The 23709-nt window shown below is 51.3% G+C and carries 18 protein-coding genes and 1 pseudogene; 17 read left to right on the forward strand and 2 right to left on the reverse strand.

Annotated features, from left to right (window positions below):
• Nucleotides 1-167 precede the first annotated feature (167 nt).
• Nucleotides 168-353, reverse strand: a pseudogene (locus BN1118_RS21070) (transposase family protein); the annotation flags it as partial.
• Nucleotides 354-487: 134 nt separating this feature from the next.
• On the opposite strand from BN1118_RS21070, the gene BN1118_RS22010 reads away from it, so the two are divergent.
• From BN1118_RS22010 to BN1118_RS07235, 17 genes are all read left to right on the forward strand, one after another.
• Nucleotides 488-691 (forward strand): Tn7-like element transposition protein TnsE, encoded by a 204-nt coding sequence (locus tag BN1118_RS22010; protein WP_244463581.1) that lies wholly within the window; start codon nucleotides 488-490, stop codon nucleotides 689-691.
• Between the two features lie 363 nt (nucleotides 692-1054).
• Nucleotides 1055-1333, forward strand: a complete 279-nt coding sequence (locus BN1118_RS22230) for a WYL domain-containing protein (protein WP_244463582.1) — start codon at nucleotides 1055-1057, stop codon at nucleotides 1331-1333.
• The gene (locus tag BN1118_RS22235; RefSeq protein ID WP_244463583.1) at nucleotides 1312-1587 is read left to right on the forward strand and encodes a BrxR family transcriptional regulator; all 276 of its coding nucleotides are present in this window, start codon (nucleotides 1312-1314) and stop codon (nucleotides 1585-1587) included. The genes BN1118_RS22230 and BN1118_RS22235 overlap by 22 nt, the downstream gene beginning before the upstream one ends.
• Nucleotides 1588-1820: 233 nt before the next feature.
• Nucleotides 1821-2555 (forward strand): vWA domain-containing protein, encoded by a 735-nt coding sequence (locus BN1118_RS07170; protein ID WP_043555244.1) that lies wholly within the window; start codon nucleotides 1821-1823, stop codon nucleotides 2553-2555.
• The gene (locus tag BN1118_RS07175) at nucleotides 2555-2824 is read left to right on the forward strand and encodes a WXG100 family type VII secretion target (protein ID WP_043555245.1); all 270 of its coding nucleotides are present in this window, start codon (nucleotides 2555-2557) and stop codon (nucleotides 2822-2824) included. The genes BN1118_RS07170 and BN1118_RS07175 overlap by 1 nt, the downstream gene beginning before the upstream one ends.
• Nucleotides 2825-2840: 16 nt before the next feature.
• On the forward strand, nucleotides 2841-4151 hold the full coding sequence (locus BN1118_RS07180) for a hypothetical protein (RefSeq protein WP_043555246.1): 1311 nt from the start codon (nucleotides 2841-2843) through the stop codon (nucleotides 4149-4151).
• Entirely contained in the window at nucleotides 4148-4489 is a 342-nt protein-coding gene (locus tag BN1118_RS07185) for a hypothetical protein (RefSeq protein ID WP_043555247.1), read from the forward strand. Before BN1118_RS07180 ends, BN1118_RS07185 begins: the two co-directional genes overlap by 4 nt.
• Nucleotides 4482-4712, forward strand: coding sequence for a hypothetical protein (locus tag BN1118_RS07190; RefSeq protein ID WP_043555248.1), 231 nt, complete (start codon nucleotides 4482-4484; stop codon nucleotides 4710-4712). Before BN1118_RS07185 ends, BN1118_RS07190 begins: the two co-directional genes overlap by 8 nt.
• Complete coding sequence (locus BN1118_RS07195) at nucleotides 4709-7381, forward strand: FtsK/SpoIIIE domain-containing protein (RefSeq protein WP_043555249.1); 2673 nt, start codon at nucleotides 4709-4711, stop codon at nucleotides 7379-7381. Before BN1118_RS07190 ends, BN1118_RS07195 begins: the two co-directional genes overlap by 4 nt.
• Nucleotides 7378-9141, forward strand: coding sequence for a Card1-like endonuclease domain-containing protein (locus tag BN1118_RS07200; protein WP_043555250.1), 1764 nt, complete (start codon nucleotides 7378-7380; stop codon nucleotides 9139-9141). Before BN1118_RS07195 ends, BN1118_RS07200 begins: the two co-directional genes overlap by 4 nt.
• On the forward strand, nucleotides 9138-9602 hold the full coding sequence (locus tag BN1118_RS07205; protein ID WP_043555252.1) for a vWA domain-containing protein: 465 nt from the start codon (nucleotides 9138-9140) through the stop codon (nucleotides 9600-9602). The genes BN1118_RS07200 and BN1118_RS07205 overlap by 4 nt, the downstream gene beginning before the upstream one ends.
• Nucleotide 9603: 1 nt before the next feature.
• Complete coding sequence (locus tag BN1118_RS07210) at nucleotides 9604-10323, forward strand: PP2C family serine/threonine-protein phosphatase (RefSeq protein WP_043555254.1); 720 nt, start codon at nucleotides 9604-9606, stop codon at nucleotides 10321-10323.
• Nucleotides 10316-11662, forward strand: coding sequence for a protein kinase domain-containing protein (locus BN1118_RS07215; RefSeq protein ID WP_043555255.1), 1347 nt, complete (start codon nucleotides 10316-10318; stop codon nucleotides 11660-11662). Before BN1118_RS07210 ends, BN1118_RS07215 begins: the two co-directional genes overlap by 8 nt.
• Nucleotides 11659-15135 (forward strand): DEAD/DEAH box helicase, encoded by a 3477-nt coding sequence (locus tag BN1118_RS07220; protein ID WP_043555256.1) that lies wholly within the window; start codon nucleotides 11659-11661, stop codon nucleotides 15133-15135. Before BN1118_RS07215 ends, BN1118_RS07220 begins: the two co-directional genes overlap by 4 nt.
• Complete coding sequence (locus BN1118_RS07225) at nucleotides 15129-17081, forward strand: hypothetical protein (protein ID WP_244463584.1); 1953 nt, start codon at nucleotides 15129-15131, stop codon at nucleotides 17079-17081. The genes BN1118_RS07220 and BN1118_RS07225 overlap by 7 nt, the downstream gene beginning before the upstream one ends.
• Nucleotides 17082-17083: 2 nt before the next feature.
• Nucleotides 17084-19732 carry a chromosome partitioning protein ParA gene (locus BN1118_RS07230; protein WP_244463585.1) on the forward strand — a complete coding sequence of 883 codons (2649 nt, stop codon included), beginning with the start codon at nucleotides 17084-17086 and terminating at the stop codon, nucleotides 19730-19732.
• 2 nt (nucleotides 19733-19734) lie between these two features.
• Nucleotides 19735-22779 (forward strand): DNA-binding protein, encoded by a 3045-nt coding sequence (locus BN1118_RS07235; protein ID WP_043555258.1) that lies wholly within the window; start codon nucleotides 19735-19737, stop codon nucleotides 22777-22779.
• Here BN1118_RS07235 and BN1118_RS21615 read toward each other — a convergent pair.
• Nucleotides 22738-23127, reverse strand: coding sequence for a hypothetical protein (locus BN1118_RS21615; RefSeq protein WP_156994843.1), 390 nt, complete (start codon nucleotides 23125-23127; stop codon nucleotides 22738-22740). The genes BN1118_RS07235 and BN1118_RS21615 overlap by 42 nt on opposite strands.
• Nucleotides 23128-23709 lie beyond the last annotated feature (582 nt).

The raw sequence follows: 23709 nt of genomic DNA on the forward strand, positions 1-23709 counted from the left end.
GTGATAACTAGATCTGTACAAGCTACCCCGCATTGGAATTGGTCAACAACGCCATAAAAAACACTCATGCTCCGGAGTGAAACTGAGTGCTATTTACTCATGAATTGAGTGTTTTATGAGCAAGCGTCGTGTTTGTTACTTGATTTAACAAAGTGTGCTCCCGCCCTGAGCCACCTCCGGAACCATGGCTCGCGCTCTTGAGCAAACAAGGTTATCTCGCTCCAGGTGTTAAAACCGCACAACATGGCGCAAGTGGCCATAAAGACAACCTCCGACAGGATGTGTGAGCACTTTGCCTGACGGCGCGGATCGGGAATGGATTCGAGGTAGTTGAGCAAAGACTTCTGGGCCATAACTGAGCGTGGTAGGTTAAGATCTCGACTATGTACTACTTAGCGGCTCAAAGCACAACAGAAACCGAGCCCCGGCTTGCTCAACCGATCGAGACTTGATCAGCTTGCGCAGAAAATGATCATGCGTCAGCCCTGTGGAGCAGCTTAAGTTTTTGGAAGAAGAGTTAACCCAGAAATCATTGCACTGGCCAAGCAAGCGGCTGAAAGCGCTCTGTGGCAAGGATGGTTATTCTGGCATCCCTCACCCACAGACCAAATCTGTAAATAAGGGCAAGCTGCCTGAGGGGTCGATAGAGCACTGGGCAACAAGGTTTCATAGTTGGATGGCGGCAGTCTAAATCTATCGAGAATTCTCGTAACCAGAGGATAATCATCACATTTTGTTACTTTGATGGCTTGAATTTTTACAAATTCAGGCGCAGATTGTCATCAATTTAATTAAGTTTGTGGTGCCATATGAGCTACAAAATTTACCCTTTCTCTCTATTTGTCAGCGCTAGTGGTTAGCATGATGCCCTCCCAGCGTGTCGAGAGTCTAGGCCACGCCGAGCGCGAGCGGCTGGTCTATATCGACTTACGCCTGTACTTCATGGATGAAATCGGTCGTCCAGACTTGGCGAACCGATTTGGGGTGGTTCCTGCCGGTGCGACACAGTCGCTGTTTGCCATGCGAATAGCCCACTGTTTTGAGCAACCCCAAGATGGATGTGCTGGCCGCGATCTGTCGGGCCATCCACACCAAGCACCCGGTGGCCATCCGCTACCACTCAATGAGCAGCGGGAAGTCCGAGCGAGTCATCGTGCCCTTCACACTGATAGATACCGGTCTGCGCTGGCACGTCCGCGATTTTGATCGGAAGAGCAGCGAGTTCCGCGACTTCGTTATCATGCGCATTGAGGCACTGACCCTTCTCGATGAAGATCTGAAGGCAAACGAGCGCCCGGACAAGGATATCCAGTGGACCGCATCGTTGAGTTGAATTTCGTACCGCATCCATATCTGACCTGGCCAGAGATCATCTGGAGGGACTACGGGATGACTGACCGCTCGAACGGATGTGCGGCCGTCGCGGGGTACATGTTGCTGCGTTGGCGTGCGGACAGCTCACCCGAACATCGCCTCAAAAATGAGCAGTACTGCCTCTGGTTCAGCGTTCCGCTGGCGCTGTACGGCGGCGAGAACGCCAAGCTGGCTCCGGGCTATCAAGCCCCGAGCGGCCCAAAGAAACGATAGGGAAGAACAACCGCAATGGCCAAGACACTTGAAGCCCACGACAAGCTGACCCGGGAGATCTTCGAAGCCACCTATCTGAAGAATCGGCACGGTGATAAATGCGCCGCGGGGCAGATCGCCGAGTGGGCAATTACCACCTCACCCAGAATATCAAGCCAAGAGGGACTGCAGCCATGTGCTAGAGCCTCGTCACTATAGGAACTCATTTCTTTAATCCTCAAGGAGTCTTGTCTATGAGTAATATCCCATTTGATCCGTCGAAATTCACGGCGCCGAAAGCAAAACCGCTACCGGTAATTCTCCTGCTCGATGTCAGCGGTAGCATGAGCGGAGAAAAAATCCACAATTTGAATGATGCTGTTCGCGATATGTTGAATACGTTCAGCGACACAGAGAATAGTGAAATTGAAATCCATGTTGCGATTATCACTTTCGGTGCACAGGTGAAGCTACATCAACCGCTTGCTAGTGCCAGCACTATTCAGTGGCAAGGGCTTTCAGCAAGTGGGTCGACGCCGCTCGGTGTCGCGCTTGAGATGGCGAAGGCGATGATTGAAGATAAGGAGGTCGTGCCGTCACGAGCATATCGTCCGACGGTGGTCTTGGTATCCGATGGACAACCGGACTCCGGGTGGGAAAAACCTTTGAACAAATTCATTAGCGACGGACGATCTGCAAAATGCGACCGCATGGCCATGGCCATAGGAGCTGATGCAAATGAGGCAGTACTCGGAAAGTTTTTTGAAGGCACTGAGCACCCGCTTCTTTATGCCGAAAATGCCAAGCAGCTCAGAGAAGCTTTTAAGTACGTAACGATGTCAGTAACTATGCGAGCCAAATCGCCAACACAGAATGTTGCACCATCGCCAAGCACAATTAATGCCACACCAGCAACAATCGAAGCACGCCAGAACAAATCGAAATCTGGGACACAGAGTTCTTCGACAGAAGATGGGGGGTATTGGTAATGGCACAGGCAATCGGAGACCCTGAAGAACTCGAACGTTTCGCGTATTCGTTGCAACAGTTTATTGACTCACTCAACGATGCTGTAGGCAACCTTAACGGCGCCTTCGCTTTGCTTGGCGACACGTGGCAAGACGAAAAGCGAGCGCGGTTTGAGGAGGACTACACCGCGCTCGTCCAACAGTTGCAACAGTTTAATGCAAACGCTAGCGAGCAGGTTCCGTATCTCGGCGGGCTCGCGTCGCGGCTGCGTGATTACTTGCAAAGCTAAGGGCACTGAAATCGCAATGGCACAAGTTTCAATTGGACAAGTGGAGAATCTGGAAGACCTCGTGCGCGGGCTGCAGTCAGTGCGCGAGGCTCTAGAAACCTCATGCCGCGAACAAATTGCTGTTGCGGAACAGAAATGCGAAGAGGCCCGCGAAGAAGCACGGAATAGCGAGAGCATGTTGGAAACTGCTGTCCAGCAGGAGCAAGCGGGAAAGCAAGAGGTTGAAAATACTGAGCAGGCTCTGGAGAGCAGCCAAGGTTCGCTCGCTTCTGCCCAGTCTTTGCTATCGTCCTGTCTTGCTCAACCGAATGATGAGGATGGGACTAGCCCGGACTGCTCCGGTGAGTACTCTTCTGTTGCCGAAGCAGAAGCCGCTATTGAGCAGGCTCAAAGTATGTTGGAGCAAGCAAAAGCAGAGTTCGAGCTAGCCACAGAAAATCGTCAAGTGATGGAGCAGCGCGCAGATCTCGCGAAGCAGGCGCAAGCGATGGCGGAACAAACTCTGGAGCAGGCTCAACAAGAATGCAATGCACGGCTGGCAACTGTCGATCAGGCTATTGAAATCGGCGCTGCGCGCTTGAATGCCGCCCAACAGGCATTGGAAGCTTATCTCGCGACAAGTCCGTCCGCTGCGGAATTCCATGCTTGGTTGAAATGGAACCCTGCTCAAAATGGCTGCCCTGTCACCCCAGATACATTGCGAGACCGCATGAACCTATCGTCAGAGCAGCGACGATTGTTTCAGGAATATCTTTACGACCGTAATCCAGCGTATCGCAAGCAGGTCGACAAGTATCGAAACCAATGGGCAACGGCTAGGGGTGATGCAGAGCGCAACATCGTCGCACGTAAGGCGCGGATACACCTGAGTGGTGAATTTGGGGAGCAAATGGCTCGGCACGCACTTGCGCCACTTGGTGGACGGATCGAGACACAAGGTCGGACTTTCGTTGGCGACAATGGACGATACACAAAAACAGATCTACTGGTAACCGAATTACGAGTCCCGGTCATTTTGGGGCGCGGCGAGGGCATGGGTGCGCCGGTGGGGGGCTCGATGGCATTCGAGGTGAAATGCGGCAAGGCGGAATACCTCTACTCGCAGAAAAATCACATGATCTTCCAGGCCGAAGGGCACAAGCAGGCAGACGCGCAATGCACTCTCTGCTCGCGAGACATCCACGACCTGCCCGCAGAAAAACAGAAAGAACTGCGTGATGCCATGCGCGAAGCTGGTTCACCAATGGTAGGAATGTTGCCAAGGAAAAATGAAATAGATCAGTCTTGTCTTGATTTCATCCGCCAAAACGAGGATGAGCGGCCATGAGAATACGTTTCGCAATTGTTAGTTCAGACCTTCTCGCGCAAGTCCGGACTAAAGTAGACATTCTTCTACGTGCAGTCAATATCGGAGATATGGATGGCGTGGATGCGGCCACGGAACACCTTTTGGAACTGACAGTTGATTGCAGATCGATTGATTTGTCCGAGGATGAATGGCGCACGTTTCTGAACGAAACCAGGGCCAAGAGCCCTGAGTTCGAATCAAACTATCTGTTGCCTGGCGAGGTTTGCGTCTCCTTATTCCCAACAATCACAGCTGGTGACTATGTTCTCGAACTTCCAATTGATGGAGATATGGGAGAGGAGGAAGTTGATGTTTGATGAGGTTTTTGGAATGGCTGCGCTTTGTGCTGGAAACTTCCGCGACGGAGTGCGTGATACGTTCGGCGCATCCATGGTTGCCGATGTACTTGATCCGATTCTCAAGGAAATCGATTCACTCCGTGTTTTCAATGCTGCTTTCCAGCAGCAATCGCTCAGCATTGATCGAACCTTGGCTGATGCGCGCACGCTCCAGTTCAAAGACTGTAGGTGGACGCAATGAATGGAAGTGCAAAATCTTTTCAGGATGTGATTGCCAAATTACACAAGGCAATTGCCGACTATCGCGAAGGTCTTGTGCGCATTGACCGCGAATTCAATGCCCCCAAAAAGGCGTTAAACGAAGATCAGGAGCATAACCGGGAAATCAGGAAGTCGAATTGGCAGTCAAGCTTTGCCAAAGAATGGGAGAAAATCGCAACTGAAATAGCGTACGCAAGTTCGCAGCTTAGACAGCATCAGCCCGCTCTCGAAAATTTTGGCGTAGACAAGCCATTGATGGCATCGGAAATTCCAGCAGGTCTTGTACTTGGCTCGCAGCAGGTTTCTTTCGAGCAGCTCTCTTGTCATCTTCCAAAGGTCATCCCATTCCCCTTCACCAGCGCCCTTATTTTGCCGCAAGACAATGCAGAGCAGAAGCGGCTCGCACATTGCCTCTTGTTGCGGCTGCTGTCGACGTTGCCGCCGGGGCAAGTAGAGCTGACGTTGATTGATCCTCTGCAACTGGGGCAATCTGTCGAGCCGTTCCTGCGACTGCTGAAGGTAGAGCAATTGGTGCCGCAAGGTCATGCTCTCACTCGCTCGGACGAAATCGAGGCCGCGCTCGGCAACCTGACGGACGAAATTGAGGAGATGATCCAGCACCGGTTCAATGACAAGGCATTCAACTGGTCGGAGTACAACGCGCTCAACCCCGACGCTCCTTTGCCTTACAAGGCGGTGCTGCTTTTTAATGTGCCGGAGCAGATATCGGACAAATCTCTCTGGTTCCTTGGGCGCATTTGCGAGAACGGCCCACGCTGCGGTGTGCTGCCCGTCATTGCAATTGATGGGCAACGTATGGAAGACAGGCGATACATAAAATTTGGTGCCACGCTGGAAGCATCGGCCATGCGACTGGATAAGCTGTTGCAGCTCGCGGAGACAGGGGAGCTGTCATGCACATATCAGTCGGAGCAATGGCCCAGACAGGATGTACTGGACAGCTTTATTGCAACGCTTGCCGAACATTGCGCTGCAAAGACGCGCTTCAAAAAAGCGATGCCGGATCTCTGGACGAACTTTGTCAAGGGAGAGACGACCCTTGGCGGTTTTGATATTCCTATCGGATGGACTTCCGCTGGCGACGTCGCGACCTTGAGATTGGGTGCGACGAACTCCGAGCATCACGTATTGCTTGCGGGGAAGACTGGCTCCGGCAAATCTAATCTGCTCCATGTCTTGATTCACACGCTATGCGAGAAATACCCGCCCGAAGAGGTTGATCTTTATCTGCTCGACTACAAAGAGTCGACGGAGTTCAATGTCTATGCAGCCCCGCCACTCCCGCATGCCCGTCTTGTCGCTACGGAAAGTGACCCTGAATACGGCGTCACGGTGCTACGGCATCTTGTGGGTGAATTGGAGAAGCGCGCACGCATATTCAAGTCCGCAAGCGCCCGAGATTTTGCCGAATACCGCAAAGCCAACGGGGTGCAGTTGCCCCGCGTTCTGTTGGTCATAGATGAGTTCCAGGTTCTTTTTTCAGAGGGTCGCCAAGTGGCCGAAGCCGCTGAGCAGCTGCTCTCGCAGCTCTTGAAACAGGGGCGTTCATTCGGAATTCACATCCTTCTGGCTACACAGACTCTGAAAGGTATCAATGCGCAATCCATCGGGAGCATCATCACCCAGTTGGGATGCCGCATCGCGCTGGCCTGTGGGCAGGAAGATTCCGCGTTGATCTTGGGGGGGGGGAACTGGGCGGCTGCTGAACTTCGTAGCCCACCTGAAGGCATCATCAACAATGCTAACGGCGCTAAATCCGGGAATGTGAAGTTTTTAATTCCATTGGCCGAAAATGTATTTTGCTACGACCACATTGCAAAGTTATCGGGGTTCGCGGCCCAACATGGCGTGTTTTCTAAGACAAAAGTTTTCAGTGGAGTCCAACTCCCAGAAATGCCATCATCTTCTGAATATCAGGTGGCTTGCGCGCAAGAAGAAAATCTTCTTTTGGGCGAAAGGCTCACATTCGATGCCGACGCATTGACTATCCCGCTTACTCGTCGCTCCGCATTTAATGTTCTACTCAGCGGTTACAACGATCAAATTCACGACGGACTCCTGTCCGCTATGCTTTCCAGCATGGCTGTTGCCGACGGCTTTGATGAAGTCGTGTATTTCAACGCGCGCGGGGTCGCTCCGGGTGGAGGATTTTCCGCCGCAGCGCAAGCGCTCAGTGCGCGCTTCAAGATGTTCGACGATATTTCCACGCTACCATTACAAGCGATATCAGACGATATTGGGACTCGTCGCATCGCTTTGATCATCGACGGTCTTGATTCCGAGAAAGTACTACATCCAGCCCCCGCATTTAAGTCCCCCAAGCCTGGCGAACCGCCAAGCCCCGCAGACCTGTTAAAGCGTCTCGCAGAAGAAGGCCCAAGGAAAGGGATATTTGTATTTGCCTTTGTCGACCGATGGCAGCGTTGTGCTAGCACATGCAAAGATCTTTTCTCCTTTTTCGAATTGCGCGTGGCGTATTGCATGAACGAAGACGATGCAGGAGCACTTGTGAGTGGTGGTATTGGCAAGTTCAAAGGTATTGAAAAGCCGAATCGAGCTGTATTCGTAAACAAGATGACGAATGATATCGCATGGTTCCGCCCATATGTTCAGGAAAATATCCGATGAAAAAGTTTTTGCTTACGTGGTATGGAATTACTGATTTTCGCGCTTCTTTGGGATTCGAGAATACTGATGGGCCCATTGCAAGTGCTCTTGCGGAAGAGTCCTATTCGAATGTCGTTATCTTGGGATACACCCGAGCAGATAATGATTCCAGCGAATGTATTGAAGCGCAGAAAACATTTGCGTTTGAATTGGCGTCTCTTCGGAACACGGGGCAGGAGAAAGATTGGAAAGCGACTGGTCAGTTTGTCGCTAAATTTGCTAATACCGCTGTTGCCCACGAACATTTCGTGGCTTGGCTGAAAAAGAAAGTCGCAAGCATAGGTGTTGACGCGAGTATCACTTTAAAAAGCGAAAAACTTCGTGAACTCAATGACACCGAAGGTATTTATGCTGGAGCAATACGTGCACTGAATTGGGTGGAGCGGGAGCCTGGTGAAAAGCTCGTTACTCTTTATCTCAGTCCGGGAACTCCGGTGATGGCCTTTGTATGGGCCCTTGCTGCGCTCAGCTACCCTGAAATCAAAAAACGGCTTATGGCATCGTCTGTCATTGGCAAGGCACCTGAAACTATTGCTTTGCCTGCAGAGTGGCTTGAAAGACACAGTGTGAAGCAGGAGGTGATACGAGACCTCCCCAATGGATTTGATGTGACGTTCCATCTTTTTGGTGAGCAACGTATGCCTGCCTTGCTCAGTGTCCGGCAATTTGAATCAGCGTACCACGTTTTTGTCAACTCAGGAGATTACCCGGCCTTATGTATGCAAGCGTTCCTTGGCTCCCGAGAACTGCATGAACTTTCTGTTGATCCTTGGGATGATAGAGCTGTTCACGATCGAATCACGGGGCTTGCTAAACTCTTTCCAGAGAAAACGCGCATAGGAATTAATCTGACCGGCGGAACAAAATTAATGTTTGCAGGCGCGCTCTCCGCTGCGCGCGAGCTTGGCGCTGTTCCATTTTATTTTGACAGTAGGAACCGTCGCGTCACCTTTATTGATAGTATTCGTCGCGAAAAAATCCGACCGATTGATTCAGTTGAAACTTTTTTGCAGCTCAATAGCGATGGATTAGATATTTTAAGTAATGCCACGATGAAAGAAATATCTTCGGATCGGCAGCGCCTGACAAAGGCGCTCTGGAACCATCGTGACAAGATACGTAGATTCTATAAAGAACTGACCAACTACAACAATGCCTTCAAACCGTTCGAATTGAGGCATGATGGTTTTTACTTAAGGCTGGATGATGCTGAGGTAGCAACAATCCAAGGTTACGGAATGGATTTGGCTTTTGAAAGCTGGCCCGATTTCGCCAAATATTTATCAGGCGGCTGGTTTGAGGAATATGTGTATTTGCAATGCAAACCCTACGAAGATGCTGGCGTCATCCAGGACTTGCGCATCAATATTAAGCTGAACCTGAAACAAGAAAATACCTGGAGTTATTCGACTCTGCGTTCGGAATACAATGAGCTGGACATCACATTCACCGACGGTTACTCGCTTTACATCGTGGAATGCAAGGCCGGCAATGTCACGCAGGAACAAGTGATGAAACTGCAAAATCTTATACGTTTCTACGGAGGCATTGAAGGTCGTGGCATTATCGCCTGTTGTGTTCCACCAAATACAGAGTCGGCCAAGAAAAAGATCAAGGATGCGAGGTTGATACTTTGGAGCGGAGGATCACTTCCTGAACAGATCAAGGCAATGATGAACAGCATCACCTCGCGAGCCGAAGCGATAGAGGCAACTCCGTGACACTCCATCTAGTTTGCGATGTCTCTGGCAGCATGGGTGAAGGCGGTAAACCCTTCATCATAAGGACATTGGTTACGACCATTGCGCAATGGGCGTCCTATGGATACGGTCATGCAGAGATCACTTTATGGGCCTGGGCTTCTGAGGCACGCCGTATCACTGACTGGGAAACAAAAAGCGAATTTCCGGCGGAGCTACTTTCATGTGCAGGAACTGCTAATAGCGAGGCGTTAATTCAACTGCTTGGCGGCAAGCCAAGTGGTAAAGTCCTGCTCCTCACAGATGGATTCTGGTCGCGGGACGATGCGAAAATACTGAAACGCTGGAAAGAATTTTTGCCATCGGACACGCTGCGTATCATCAAAATCGGCGCTGATGCCAATCCGCAACTCAAGGGCGCGAATATATTCACCGCAGAAGACCTGCTTGCCGCGCTCGATGGCTGGTTGGAGGGGGCATAGCATGACCCTTTGGAAAAGTTTTGGCGCAAGCGTTCGTGGCCCAGGCCATATCATTAAAGGCACACCGAACCAGGATGCGTGGTCATCTTTTCATCATGTTTGGGGAGACGGTATTGTTATTTCCGATGGAGTTGGTTCAAAACCGCTCTCCAACTTCGGAAGCGATGCTGCCTGTCGTGCAGTGGAATACGCGGTATTCGCTTTCGGTAAGCGAGCTGAAATCAATCTCGACTTCCTGTTCCACCAGATAAGAGAGAACTGGCTATCTCTTATCGGACCATTGGATCCCCATGACTGCTCAGCTACTTGCTTATTTGCGTTCCGCCTTGGAGGTGGCGTAATCCACCTAGGGATGCTTGGTGATGGCTTGGCCGCCGCTGTAAAGTCAGATGGCTCTGTCGTGTCGCTGTCCGAAGAAAAGTCAAGAGGCTTTTCAAATATCACTGTGGCTCTTTCGCGGAATGCCTCCGCAAACGACTGGCAGCATTTATCGCTGTTGGAGGACGATTGCGTGGCAATCCTCCTCTGCACGGATGGTGTCGCTGACGACTTAGACAATGTCGACGGCTTCGTGAAGGGGGTTGTAGATGCGCATTGCTCCCTTGCTGCGGTGAGAGCCAACCAGCATATTCGCGAGATGCTTGAAAACTGGCCTACGCCAAAGCACAGCGACGACAAAACTATCGCTTGCCTTTGTCGTGAGGAATTCACGAATGGATAAATCTGCAGAGCAAATGTACTCAAAACCACTTTCTGACGAATACGGAAATCAACATTACCTAGCCGACGAACTCGCCAGAGGTGGTCAGGGGGTAGTTTTTCGTACCAAGGATGCTGATTTGGCAATCAAGCAACCGCTCGCCGCATCCGGTGAGCTGGATAAAGGAGCTAACTTGCGTGACCGTTTTCAGAACATTCGCTTGCTCCCCATGCCTGCTCGTATTCCGATATCCCTCCCTCTCGCAATCCTACGCGACGAGCCGGGCTATGTGATGCGTCTATTGAGTGGGATGAAACCATTCGGTGCTTTTGATTTGGACGGCAAAACGAAGAAGGAACTGGAAGATCAGAAAACGGTGCTTCCTCAATGGCTGAAAGGCATTCCAGACAAAGAGATGGCGCTTCGGCTTCTGCATTACGCCAATACAGGATCTACCCACCGCCGATTGTTTGCGCTCTCGAAGTGCGCATCCATCCTCGCCCGCCTCCACTGCGCGGGGATGGTCTATGGTGACATCTCAGCTAACAATGCATTCATCGGCGAGGGTGCCATTCGCGATGTTTGGCTGATTGACGCTGATAACATGCGCTTTGAGCTACTAACCGGTGGATCTTCTGTTTATACGCCAGGTTACGGCGCACCCGAAGTTGTACGTGGAAATGACTCCTCTCGACCACGCTCTGACTGCTGGGCTTTTGCAGTAATGGCATTCAAGATGCTGGCTCTCTGTCATCCCTTCATCGGAAAGAAGGTGTTGGAACCAGATGACGAAGAAGGCGGATGGGATGCCGAGCCGTTGGAAGACGGCGTCCCCGCTGATTTAGATGGCCGCGCATACGCCGGTTATTTACCTTTCGTAGATGACGAGGACGATGATTCGAACCCGAGCGTTGGTGGTCTTCCCCGAGTGTTGGTTGCAACACCTGGGCTACACCGTCTTTTCCAGGAAACATTCGGCGCAGGCAGATCTCAATCGCACCGTCGCCCGGTGATGGCGTTTTGGGCGATAGAACTTACCAAGGCATTCGATCACACGCTGGAATGTCCCAAATGCAAAATGAGTTTCTACGCCGACGATCACGAAAGCTGTCCTTATTGTCATGAGGAACGCCCTTCATTCTTACGTATAAAAACTTCGCGTTGGAAAATTCTTATTCCGAGTAGCGCGACGGAAGCCGCGATTCCACATCGTCTTTTTCACCCTTTTTCGTTCGAATATAACGACGACACAGAATACGAAGCCGTCCTGGACTTCTCTGAAAAGACAGCATTCCCTATCCGGGGGACAAAGGCTTTTCCAGAGAGTTTGGTCTTCGAATTTGTGGGAGTTAAACAATGAAGTTTCACGATATTCCTGCTGACATCCTGATCATTCGCGTCAAAGGGCGTGGCAACGCGGATCTACAAGAACAAGCCGTATTTTCGGTTGAAGCCTGCTCATCCCACCCAGATGAGTTTGAAATTCGCTTGAGGGATTCCTTTGTTTTTGTGCGGCCTGTTGCAGCCACTGATATCCGCCGCCTTAACGCCGAACTCGCCAGCGGGCGCGCCCTTCTCGCGCAGCTTGCCAATCCTGCAGCAGACGGCAGTATTGAACTGCAAGTCGTATTTTTCACGGGCGAGTGCCTAGAGATGGGCGATGTCGAAATCGGTGTGGATGAGTATGTGGAAAATGCGATGGCAAGAGTTGAGCGGCGCAAGGAACTCCTCAACCATGAACATCTTTACTCGAGGCTTAATCAACTCTGCTGTTTCAAACAAGCCGACGATGCCTTCTTTTTTTTGACTGCTGGCCCCGCGATTGAAGAAGATTTGAAGCCGGCAAAGATCACCAAAGAGCATAAAGATGCCCCTGCTACAGAAGGGCCCGATGAGCTAGGATATTCGGGAGAGGATGACGAGCCAGTTAAGGTTTTGGGTAATGCAACCCACACGTCAAAAACAGATCCAGCCAGAAAAAATTCCTTTGGTGTCACCGGTTATGGCATCCGCTTCGTCGCCACTGAAACACCTCTGCCAGACAGTAAATCCATCTTTCTTGCTACGCGCCTGACCAAGAGCCGCAACGAACCCGACCGCGCCCTGCGCCTAGCCAAAGGGAAGCTCTGCTTTGTGGATTGGACACAGGCAGGGCAAGTCCAAATCCTCGCCAAGACGCAAATGGCCGCGCTTACAAAGGATGACGGCAGTTATCTGAAAAAGTGGGACGAGTTTGGTGACCTGGAAGGCGAGCTTTTGCTCCAACACGCCCGTGATGTTGGTGCGTTGCAGTATTCCAATATGGAACAGAAACGGGACGGGACGGTCTGCGTTCTCATTTCCCAAGTCTCCGAATCGGCACTAAAGGCATTGGCAAATGGCCGCGTGCCTGAAATGGAGGTCATTGATGAACCGCCAGATTACTTGAAGGACGATACCCTGACCTTCAAGCAGTTTGTGGAATGCATTGAGAAATCAGTGGAAGCCGTCAATCTTATCGGAGAAAGCAAACAGCGAGATGCAAAGACGTATTTCAAGGTGTCCGACTTTGACAAGGAAACCAGCACGCTAACGCTCAAAACAGAATATCTGCCCAAAGAATCCGGCACACTAGTTCTTTCGCTTGCTGGCGAGATTACTCAAATCAAACGCCGGATAGCAGCGCGCCAAGCGATTCTGGAAGGGCGCGCCGCCAATCCCCAGCTGGGACTGCTGATTGAGGAAAAGGGCCAAATCTCACCCACCCGCCCGCAACAAAAAGTCCAGCCGCTTACGGCCTTTGTGCGTGAAAAAATCTTCCGCAACCCTCCGACCGTCATGCAAGAAAAGGCCATTGAGATAGCCTTGAATACGCCAGATATCGCGCTCATTCAAGGGCCACCCGGCACTGGAAAAACCACGGTCATTGCCGCGGTTCTTGAACGCCTGAACGAGATGGCGGACAAGCGCGGCGCGAGCGTCAAAGGCCAAGTGCTGCTAACGGGGTTCCAACATGATGCCGTTGAGAACATGATCGAGCGACTCTCGCTCAACAGCATCCCCGTGCCGAAATTCGGCAAGCGGCCTGGAGCCAAGGATGATGATTTCAGTGTCTTTGAGCGCAATCTTGAAGATTGGTGCGCCAAGCTCGCCGCGGACCTCCGCGAGCGAAATCCACAGATTGCCGAAATTGAGCAGGAAACAGAAATCAAGAACCTGTGCTTGCAATATATCCAGGCCCCGACGCATGCGCTGGCAGCAGATCTCGCCGGGAAAATCGCCTCACTTGGTGTTTCTATACTTGGTGCAGATGGTGCGCGACAGGCAGCAAATCTGGCGAAGACTCTTTTGCGTGAGGAAAAACTCAACCACGATTCAAATCAGTGGATCGATGCCACACGCCGCCTTCGCATCTATCCCGAAAGTTTTGCCGACGACGGCCCTGAGAGGGCGGCCGATGCGTTGGATGATCTGCGTGATGCTCTTGCAAAGGACGAACACGACTTGCTGGACAAGGCAAGCCTGTGGCGCGCTGAAGATGGAACCCCACCATTCCTGAAAGAGTTAACGGCACTAAAGAAGACGCTCCTCGCCCGCTTTGCCGCGCCTCCCGTATTTCGCGTGGAAAAGCAAAACGACGAAGTTATTGCGCTGGCGGAATTTTCCATCAAGCGCATGAAGGCTGCAGGGTACTCAGCCAAGGACAGGAAATCCGCCGCGCTGGCCGAGTTTTTGGCTGAACTTGAAGGCAATTCCTATGGAATGATGAATGCGGTGTCCGATTATAGCTTTGCCTTTGCCGCTACGTGCCAGCAAAGCGTGAACCGGGGGATGCAAATCCAGAAAGGCATCACAGGGCGCGATGTCAATGAGAACCAGAAAGGGATGGAATATGAGTTTGTGATCGTAGACGAGGCGGCCCGTGTTTCGCCCCGCGACCTGATGGTACCAATGGCGCAAGGCAAGCGCATCATCCTTGTTGGCGATCATCGGCAGTTGCCGCACATCATTGACGATGAGGTTGCTCGCCAAATGGAGGTAGGTGAGTTAGGGCAGAATGAGTCTGATTGGCTCAAAAAATCCATGTTTCAATATTTGTTCTCCGAACGTTTGAAAACACTGGATAAAAACTTTCCAATCACCGATGCCACCACTGGCCGCGTTATGCCCCGCAGCGTCACGCTAAATATGCAATACCGCATGCACCCGCTTCTGGGTGACTTTATCAGCCGCAACTTCTACGAACGCTTCGACCCGACGGAAAAATTCGGTTCCGGGCGGCCGGCGAGTGATTTCGCCCACAAGCTGCCCAACACGGACGGCAAACCCGCCGTATGGATGGATGTTCCAGCACAGAAAGGTAGGCACCAGAAGGCCGGCACCAGTTGGACGCGCCCTGCGGAGGCAACCGCCATTGTTCGCCAGTTGCAGGCCTGGATGACTTCTGAAGGGGGAAAGAATCTCTCTTTCGGTGTGATTTCTTTCTACAAAGCGCAGGCCGAACTGATCGAAAAGCAACTCGGTAACATCACTGACGACGACAAGAAACTGCGCATTGGCACGGTGGATTCCTTTCAGGGCATGGAATTCGATGTCGTCTTCCTGTCTATGGTCAGAACCTTACCGCAAAACTGGAAGCCCAAGGACGATGACCGTGAAAAGCAAGCAAGAGGTCTGTTTGGGCACCTTTGCCTCTACAACAGACTGAATGTCTCGATGAGCCGTCAGAAGAAACTGCTGGTCGTGGTAGGTGATTCGGGTTTGGTGCAAAGTGACCTTGCGGCCGAGTTCGTCCCGGGATTAGTGGATTTTCTCGAACTCTGCCGGGAGAAAGGAGCTGTGCTGTCATGTTAAAACTCCTAGATTACGGTCGGCACAATCCCTTCAGAGGCATCATCGGCAGGACGCGTAATCTCGCATGGCCGGTGAACGCCTACCGCGTGACATTGCCGATAACACACAGCAATAACGATGGCCTGAACCCTTTCGAGCGGGTCATCCTGAAGCTCCTCGAGGCTGTCGGCGTTATGGATGCGCGCGCGCTTGCGGATGAGACGCGCATTCCGCTTGACTTAGTCAAAAGTGTTCTCCTGCGTTTACAGGGCAAAGCATTTATCGATGAGTACAACGTTATCCTCAAGAGGGAAGACGAAAATAGTGAGAGCGAAGACAAAAATGCACCGGAATTCGTCACCGCACTCCTATTTCGCGAACTCGCCTCCGGAAAAATACTCCCGTTCTTACACGTTTTGAATGAGGGAAATCCGTTGCGAAAACGAGAAGCAGAGAAATCCGTTTATAAAATCGTTGAGAATCAAGCGCACAAGCAATGTATGCCTGCAAAGCGCAATGTTATCAGTGCGTTGCGGGCCATGAAGAAACAGTCGGCGATGTTTGGGAAGGACAACCAATTGCCTACCATTCAGCAGATTACGATAGCGCATCAACCTGAGCTGCATTATCTCGACTGCCCCATCGCAATCCAGAAAAGCGATGGTGAATTTCGCATCGCAGATCCATTCGGGGGCGGATTCTCTCTGACTCTTGAAAAGGCATTCGAGCAGTTGCTTGAGCAAGACGACAAACTTTCCGGCTGGCTGCGTGATTGGAAACTGTCATTGAGCAATCCCTATACGCAGAAACAGAACGAAAAATCAAAAGAACCGTTCGATAGCGAAGCCAATAGGCAGCGCTATCCAAAGCTCATCGCCAATTTGCGGCCATCGCGAAACATGCCGTTTCGCTCTATTGCTCAAATCTATGCATCAATTGAATGGGCGCTGTTCTACACCTGCTGCCGCCATCCTTTTGAGCATGTCATTACAAGACTCAAACTCACCGCTCAGGCGGAACATTATGCCCTGCTTGCAGAAGCAGCAGAAAGAGTCGGGCTTGCGTCCCAGGAACCGGGTTTCAGAGCGATAAGGGAGGGAAAGTTAATTGACTTCCAAAACGAAAAGGCGGAGTTGGAGACAGTTCTCGCCATCGCCATTCTTCAGGCAAGCAGCGACGAATCGCATCCCCTGCGCCGCATAGCGGCCTCTCACATCAATTTCATTCACCGCCTTCTTGACATTAAGAGTAAGCGTGGCGAGAGAGCGCACGGCAAGGGCGGGGCCGACGTATCGGAGAAAGAGTTTTCTGAAGACCCGTTTATGCGTGAAATTATTCACAAGCTCGTGCCGGAGATCGTGTTCGCAGACACGCCCGTTGCCGCGCTGGATAAAGATCTCCGCGCGGATTCCCTGCTGGACGCTCGTGCCAGCATTCAGAATGAATTCGGGTTTAAGGCCTTCAATCGCCTTGGTGCAAACCTGCAAGAGCGGCTGGTTCATGCGGAACGTTTCTGGCTGTCTTGCGAGAGCGACGACGATGCGCTCGGTTTTGTGAGTGATCTTTATGCTGCTGTTCAATCGCTATTCGGAATGGCCTTGAGTGGCAAACTGCCGCCCGATGTTGACGATACAGAACTCATCAAAACGGCTGAAAACAAAGCGGTTGACGCCGCTCTCTGCAAGGAATTTCCCGACAGCCTGAACCGAGTCAAACCGTCGGCCATTCGCCAGACCTTGCAGGGTTCGAGCCAAACACTCGGAGCCTGCGTCATAACATTTCTGCTCATGGCCGACGACGATACCCTGAGAGCGCTCTCGGAGTCGCAACCCTCTTTCGTGAACGACATGGTGAACATCATCTCAAGACGTGGTCACGGCAACGAGCCGCTGCCTTTGCCCAAGGACGATATTGCATTAATTCGCAAATCAGCCTTCACAACTATCAAAACACTCATGGAGGCGTGAATATGGAAAATACAGAGAAGCACGAAAGAGAATCGGTTCTCGACAAACGTGAATCCGCCCTAGCTAAACGTGAAGAAAAGGTTCTCTCCGACCTTCAGGCAATTGAAGCGGAGAGAGCTAAACTGACTGATCGAGAAAAAGCCATCATCATCGCTGAGCAAAAGCGTGATGCAGGTTTTGCTGATGAACGTGCTCAAGTAGGTGCAGAGCTAGACAAGCGAGAATTCGCCGTAGCTGAACGCGAAAAAAAGGTTCTCGCCGACCATCAGGCAATTGAAGTGGAGAAAGCCAAGCTGACTGAGCGGGAGAAAGCCATCATTATCGCAGAACAAAGGCGTGATGCAGGATTTTCTGACGAGCGCGCTGCATTGAGTATCGAGTTGCGCAACAAGCGTGCTCAAGTAGAGGCGGAAATCTCGAATGCCCGCGAAGAGCAGCTCTCTCAACTGGAAGATGAAGTTGCTGGGTTGAGAGCTCATCGGCTAGCAAAGGTTTCTGAAGCTGAGAATGCCGAGCGCGAACGCATCCGCGCTGAAATAGCCAAAGAGCGCGAGGCATGGGCAAAGCAACAAGATGATACTCAAAAGCAGTTAAGCGCAGAACGCACGGAATTTGAAAAACAAAAGGGAGCGCTATCCGCTTTACAAAGCGAAATTGAGGGTCGAAAGATAGAGTTGGAAACCGACACGCGGACGCTCGAACGCAAAGAACAGAGGCTGGAGCAGCAATGGCAGAAGCGTAACGCCCGACTGGATGATGAAGTCGAGGAGCAGATTGCGGAGCGTCGCAAGTCGCTGGAACTGGTCGAAGCATCTTCTAAAGAAGAAAACACTCGTCTGCGTGAATCTCTTCGCATTCAGAGCGCCCTTGTTAGCACCTTCGAACAGTTGAGGCAGCAACTTGGCGGCAAAGACCCCGCCGAAATTCTTCGCGAACTGAACAGTCAAACCGACGAACTTAAGCGCCTGCGTAAAGAACTTGTCACCCGACCTACCGAAGAGATGCGCGAGCGAAATCAGGTACTCGAGTCGGAAGCCAATAATCAGAAGACGCGCGCAGACGAGCTTTCGCGTCAACTCGTTAACAACGGAGCCGCTCTTGCGGAAGTTGGCGATCTTCGCCGCAAAAACTCCGAACTCAATGCCGAGAATAAATCGCTGGAGCAGAAGGCATCCATCTTCGAAGGTGCGGCAAACGAGGCACACGCCGAACTCAACCGCCTGCGCAAAGCTTACGAAAGGCCCGCCGAGACTGAAGACCGCTACAAAAAAATCGAGAGGCCGCATATCAAGACTGACTCGATCAGGCCACCTGTCAAAGCTGACATTGAAGAAATGACATGGCTCAAGGGAATTGGCAATGCCTGCGATTCATATGGCTTGCACTTCAATCCCCGTATCCTGAAAGCTTTCCATACGGCGCTAAAAACGGCTGAATGGTCTCCGCTGACCGTTCTCGCGGGCGTCTCTGGCACCGGCAAATCTGAATTGCCTCGTCTCTACTCTCACTTTGGCGGCATATTCTTTGAGCCGCTATCTGTTCAGCCGAATTGGGATTCACAGGAATCGATGTTGGGCTTTTTCAACTCCATTGACAACGAGTTCGACGCTCAACCAGTGCTTCAGTTCCTCGCGCAAAGCCAGAAACCGTGGAGTGATGATTATCCGGGACTGCAAGACTCTGTTTGCCTTGTCTTGCTTGATGAGATGAATCTTGCGCACCCCGAGCTGTATTTCGCGGAGTTTCTCAGCAAACTCGAACTCCGGCGTGGCAGAAGAGGCAGCGATGTGCCGTTCATTCCCGTGAAAATCGGCGCAGGCTTGGACCCTTATAAACTGCCGCTTGGCCGCAATGTTATATGGACGGGGACAATGAACCAGGACGAGACCACCAAGTCTCTCTCTGACAAAGTCATTGACCGTTCCATCATTATCAACTTCCCGCGCCCTACCGAACTTAGAAGCCGGAAGCAATTAAAAAACCTGGCAGATATTCCTTTTGTCGCGTTGCATCGTAAATCTTGGGACTCATGGTGGGTGAAAGAAGTAAAATTCGAGAAAGATGAAATCACACCATTCAGAGAGTTCATTGAGGGAATAAACGCTGCACTGGCAGTTTCTGGCCGCGCTCTCGGCCACCGTGTCTGGCAGTCTATTGAGTACTACATGGCAAACTACCCGGATGTTCGCGCTGCGCAGAGTTCGAAAGAAAAGGATGCGCTTAGCAAAGCGATGCACATCGCATTTGAGGACCAGCTCGTGCAAAAGGTTATGCCAAAACTACGCGGTATAGACACAAGGGGCAAGAGCATGACCGAATGCTTGTATAAAATTCGTGGCCAGCTTGTTACAGGCATCGGCGGTAACTCATTCAATCTTGCCGAGGATTTCGACCTTGCCTGTGAGCTCGGCTACGGGCAGTTTATCTGGCAGTCTGCTAATTATCTCAATACCGATGACGTGAAAATCAATGACTGTATTTCTGTATCTCAGAATACAGATGAGGGTGAGGAGCCTCCGGCTCTTTTCCACAAAGATGAGAAAGATCAGATCATGCGTCGTAAGGCATGGAATGTGAAACCACTTGAGCAACGGAACAAACTTCGTGCACAGCTAGAAGAAAATGCTAAAAAGGGAAGGATTTCGGCCTAGCTATGAATCTAGAAAAAATCTATCGCGATTTTCATGCCAAAGATAACAACGCCAAAAAATTGCTTTGGCAAACGGACTGGTTTTGCCGTATTGCAGACTTCGACCCAAAGACTGGCGAAGCGCTGCCGCAAGCATTGTCGTCGCTCCTTGCCAGAATCACAGACTACACATCGCCCAGCAACGGCGAACCAATTTACGACCGTTTCTGGCGAATCGCTGATCATGCTCGCACTTCCATAGAGCGCTTATTCCATTCGCTCAACGAGAGTCCGCATCGAGAGCAGGCTGTGTTGCCCGTCCACGCCGTGCGAGAGCTGGACGCCAACAGTTTCATCAAGCTCAGCAATCGTCCGGGCCGCACCGTTCGGGAAAAGCTCGCTGGGAAGCCCTATATGCAAGCAGTTCGCCGCTTCCAGTCTGTCAATGTGCCGGAGAATCGTCTGCTGAAGGCATATGCCCGCCGTCTTGTGGAACTGCTCGAGCTACGCCGGGATTGCCTTAATCAAGAAGACGAACTTCTTCCAAAAATCCAATCTTGGTTACTTTCTGCCGAAGTGCAGGCCATCGGAAACTGGGACAACCTTCCGCCCAACAATACGCTGCTCTCGCACCGCGATTACCGTCGTGTTTGGGACGCATGGCGCTGGCTGCAAACCTTGGACGATGATGTCGCTCGCGACCTTATTCAGATGGAGGCGCGTGATAAAGCGATGCGACTATGGAAGCAATGTGCGCAAATGTGGGCTGAAGGCAAGCATCTCTTTGCAGAGATGCCGATTCTTTTCGATTACGAGAAGCTCGAGATTTTGACTTGGTCTTTCGAGCCGCCCCTGTTTAATACATCAAGGCAGAATATTCCACGGTGCATCCCAAGGCGCGAAATTATCGAGCCAGTTTGTGTTGATTTCACGACCTTACGCCCCCGCTACGCTAGTGGCGATGGTAAAGCGGCGCAGACATTGCCAGATGCGTTGCTGTGGCAGCAGTGGAGACGTGATGAAGAGAGCGTGGCCATCGAACTCTTTCATTCTGATGCCCTTTGGCTACATCCTCAATCGACCTCTATTTCCGCACCAGACCTCTTTTTCACCAAAGACAACACATCCGAGAACTTCAACCAAGCCGCCCGCGCATTCGCATCTCATCTGCGAGGTGTTTTTAGGCAAGACACGTTCATTTGGCTTGCACCTGACTTCCTTAACGACTTCGATCTTGAAGTCATCCGCCGCAACCTCAATGCGCGTTTCTCCCATGCCGAGCTGTTGCCGCGCAGCGTGGCTGCTGTTTTTGCGCAGATTGATTACACCAAAGTCCGTGATGGATTTTCTGTGGTGGTCGTAGATTGGTCTGGTGGGAAGATGTGCGCAACAAAACTCTTTGCAAGAATTGACAGAGACCTGAATAAACGCCTTCCAGAAACAGGTGGCTTTTACTGGGAGCGCTGTCCACCAGTCATTATCGCCAGCACAGACTATGAAAAACCAGGTAGAAGTGGCTGCGATATCACTACTGTTGATGCCCATGACCAATGGCACAATCCTACTCGACCGGCAAGGCAGAATTTCGTTGATGTTTCTGTGCTCAAGGGCGATCCACGCATTGGAAATTTCGCTTTTGTCATTAACTTGACGGAAAGCCCTGTTGCTGGCGGCATTTGCCTTCATGACTTGCAGAAACGAGCAGGAGATATACCACTTTGGCGCAACCAGATTCCTCAGCTTTCAATGGGGGTGAAGAAAGATAGAATCCCCTACCGTTTTCCTCTTGTTTCACGGGGTACAACTGTTAAGCCTATTCGCGGAAAACCTGTGCCCATCACCATTGATGAAGATTTCACGCTTTCTTCTGGAAAATCGTTCTACCAGTTTCCGCTCTACATTGGCGACAATGCTGATGATCTAGGCTTCTCGGCTCGGCTGAGTTCGCCTGTATTCCCATTGAAGACCGATATCATATGCGATCTAAACCTGACCTTTGAGTACGGCGCAGACGAGCCTTATAAGCTCGCCTTCACTCCGCGCGACAAATCTTTCCCGCCCGTCCGAGCCATATGGAGGCGCACGGAAGAAATCATCGTCACCGATGCTCCTTGGCCAGCATATCCAGTATCGATGACTTGGGCGGATTTGCGGCATTTCCCCGATAGCAAAAACGGGGGAACGATGGACTTGATAGAGAAGATGAATGAAACGAGTGTCAATTTCGCCAGATGGATTTCTCGAAATGAAAGAGTCCGCCTTGAGAAGTCCATCAAGGGGTGGTGCCGATTTCTGGCAATTCAGCTATGGCGAGATGGACGTACGGCCTCAGAAGAATTGAAGAAGGCGGTAGAAGAGTTCAAATCATCATTGAGCACAGTATTGGAGTCCGAACAGATGTTGGCTTCCGATGTTCGCTTTCTGGAGTGTTGTATGCACAAAAATGCGCCAGAAGGTTGTGTTAGTTGGGTATTTGAGCAGATTGAGGGGGAAAGTATTCATCAAAAACGAGCCATTGGCTTTGCGCTTGGTGATGTTTCCGTTCAATGGCAAAAGGACGTGCTGGTGAGGCTGGTTGCTGGGCGGTCGAACGATGCGCTTCGCGCTTTTTCTTATGCCATCTGGCGAGAGGAGCATTTCGTTGAACAATTTAGCTTCTCAGAATTGCAAGTCATTCTGGAACGTCTGAGCGTAATGTTAAGTCAAATCAAGCCGTGCCCCCATGAGAAAAACAAATGGACGATCCCAAACTGGATTCGATCCACGACAGAGCCACTTGAACTTCTGCTGGGCCTGCTACGCACCCGAGCTTCGTCCAGTCCTGAAATCAGGATGCTCCTTCAGCCGCATCAAAAAATCACCAAGGAGGTGTCGAAGCAGGTCGAGCGTGTGACGGATATTGTTGTGCGATCAAATGTCCCCCTTTTTTCCCGTGTGCAAATCAATCTCCTGAAACCGGAAGGCGATCGCACACCAGACCTACTCTATGCGCTACGGCTTTATCTCACTGGCGACGATGAAGCGAATTCAATCCACATATCGAGTATCTCCGATAGTGATAATGACTGAGTGAAAATCGGTTGCGCGGGAAGACACCATGACAAAGGGCTGGCGGCTGTGGGTGAGGCGAAAGTGAGCAGCCTTGACCCGTTGCACCACGCCGCCGATCTCCACTTCCTCCTCGCTCCAGTCAAACTGATAGGCCTTGCCGGCCGCGAACAGCAGGGGGACAAAGGCAGCCACTTTGGCAGGCAGCTGTTTATAGTCACGGACGAAGCGCTGAACGCTGTCGTAGGCCCCTGGTAACCCAAACGCTGCAGGTCTTCGAAGAGTTGCTTGGCGCAGCGACGTTGTCGCTTGGGTCGCTTGGCATCGAGGTCCCTGATGCATACGCCGGATCTTCAACACGGTTTCCATGATGATTAACACCCCAGGTTCTCCGATCCAAAAATCGGATGGTTGCACACACTCCGGGGTGGTCAAAATTGGACGCTGAAAACCCCGGAAACCTGGTCATTTTTGCGCGCTGATCAACAGTTCCACCAGTACAAGCAGGTCACGGGTGTCTGCAGCCTGGTCGATATCTGGTTGTCGTAGTGGTTTCTCGCTCCGAGAAGGGGCTGCTCCGGATAAACAGGGCGACGTTGTCCCTCGGTATGTAGCTTCTCTGCTGCTTGGCCTGGGCTAATTGATACAGCTCGGCACAGGGGAGCGATACATGCAGGGCTGTGGCACTAAAATATTATTGGTATACGCGTAGGTATACGATGAAATTTTTACAATGAGCATTCGTTGATTTTAAAGGCCTTGAGGTGCTATTTTCGATTCTGGCCTCGGCACCATTAAAATCAAAGACTTACTAAGGCCACTAGCAATAGTGGCCTTTTTGTTTTTGGTCAAATGGCGACAGTTGTTTTTTATATCCCAATGAGGCTGGCTCGTTTCAGAATCTTTGTGGGAGTCACTTGAGGATTTATTTAGGCTATGTCCCAATTACGT

Origin of the sequence: Aeromonas bestiarum (assembly GCF_000819745.1) — a bacterium.
In the GTDB taxonomy this organism is placed as follows: domain Bacteria; phylum Pseudomonadota; class Gammaproteobacteria; order Enterobacterales; family Aeromonadaceae; genus Aeromonas; species Aeromonas bestiarum.

What these genes read in the sequence shown, in the direction of transcription:
- BN1118_RS07230 (WP_244463585.1), top strand. Translation starts at nt 17,084, where the DNA reads ATGGAAAATACAGAGAAGCACGAAAGAGAATCGGTTCTCGACAAACGT.
- BN1118_RS22230 (WP_244463582.1), top strand. Translation starts at nt 1,055, where the DNA reads ATGGATGTGCTGGCCGCGATCTGTCGGGCCATCCACACCAAGCACCCG.
- BN1118_RS07215 (WP_043555255.1), top strand. Translation starts at nt 10,316, where the DNA reads ATGGATAAATCTGCAGAGCAAATGTACTCAAAACCACTTTCTGACGAA.
- BN1118_RS07235 (WP_043555258.1), top strand. Translation starts at nt 19,735, where the DNA reads ATGAATCTAGAAAAAATCTATCGCGATTTTCATGCCAAAGATAACAAC.
- BN1118_RS07195 (WP_043555249.1), top strand. Translation starts at nt 4,709, where the DNA reads ATGAATGGAAGTGCAAAATCTTTTCAGGATGTGATTGCCAAATTACAC.
- BN1118_RS07210 (WP_043555254.1), top strand. Translation starts at nt 9,604, where the DNA reads ATGACCCTTTGGAAAAGTTTTGGCGCAAGCGTTCGTGGCCCAGGCCAT.
- BN1118_RS07190 (WP_043555248.1), top strand. Translation starts at nt 4,482, where the DNA reads ATGTTTGATGAGGTTTTTGGAATGGCTGCGCTTTGTGCTGGAAACTTC.
- BN1118_RS07225 (WP_244463584.1), top strand. Translation starts at nt 15,129, where the DNA reads ATGTTAAAACTCCTAGATTACGGTCGGCACAATCCCTTCAGAGGCATC.
- BN1118_RS07220 (WP_043555256.1), top strand. Translation starts at nt 11,659, where the DNA reads ATGAAGTTTCACGATATTCCTGCTGACATCCTGATCATTCGCGTCAAA.
- BN1118_RS07175 (WP_043555245.1), top strand. Translation starts at nt 2,555, where the DNA reads ATGGCACAGGCAATCGGAGACCCTGAAGAACTCGAACGTTTCGCGTAT.
- BN1118_RS07170 (WP_043555244.1), top strand. Translation starts at nt 1,821, where the DNA reads ATGAGTAATATCCCATTTGATCCGTCGAAATTCACGGCGCCGAAAGCA.
- BN1118_RS07185 (WP_043555247.1), top strand. Translation starts at nt 4,148, where the DNA reads ATGAGAATACGTTTCGCAATTGTTAGTTCAGACCTTCTCGCGCAAGTC.
- BN1118_RS07200 (WP_043555250.1), top strand. Translation starts at nt 7,378, where the DNA reads ATGAAAAAGTTTTTGCTTACGTGGTATGGAATTACTGATTTTCGCGCT.
- BN1118_RS21615 (WP_156994843.1), bottom strand. Translation starts at nt 23,127, where the DNA reads ATGGAAACCGTGTTGAAGATCCGGCGTATGCATCAGGGACCTCGATGC.
- BN1118_RS07180 (WP_043555246.1), top strand. Translation starts at nt 2,841, where the DNA reads ATGGCACAAGTTTCAATTGGACAAGTGGAGAATCTGGAAGACCTCGTG.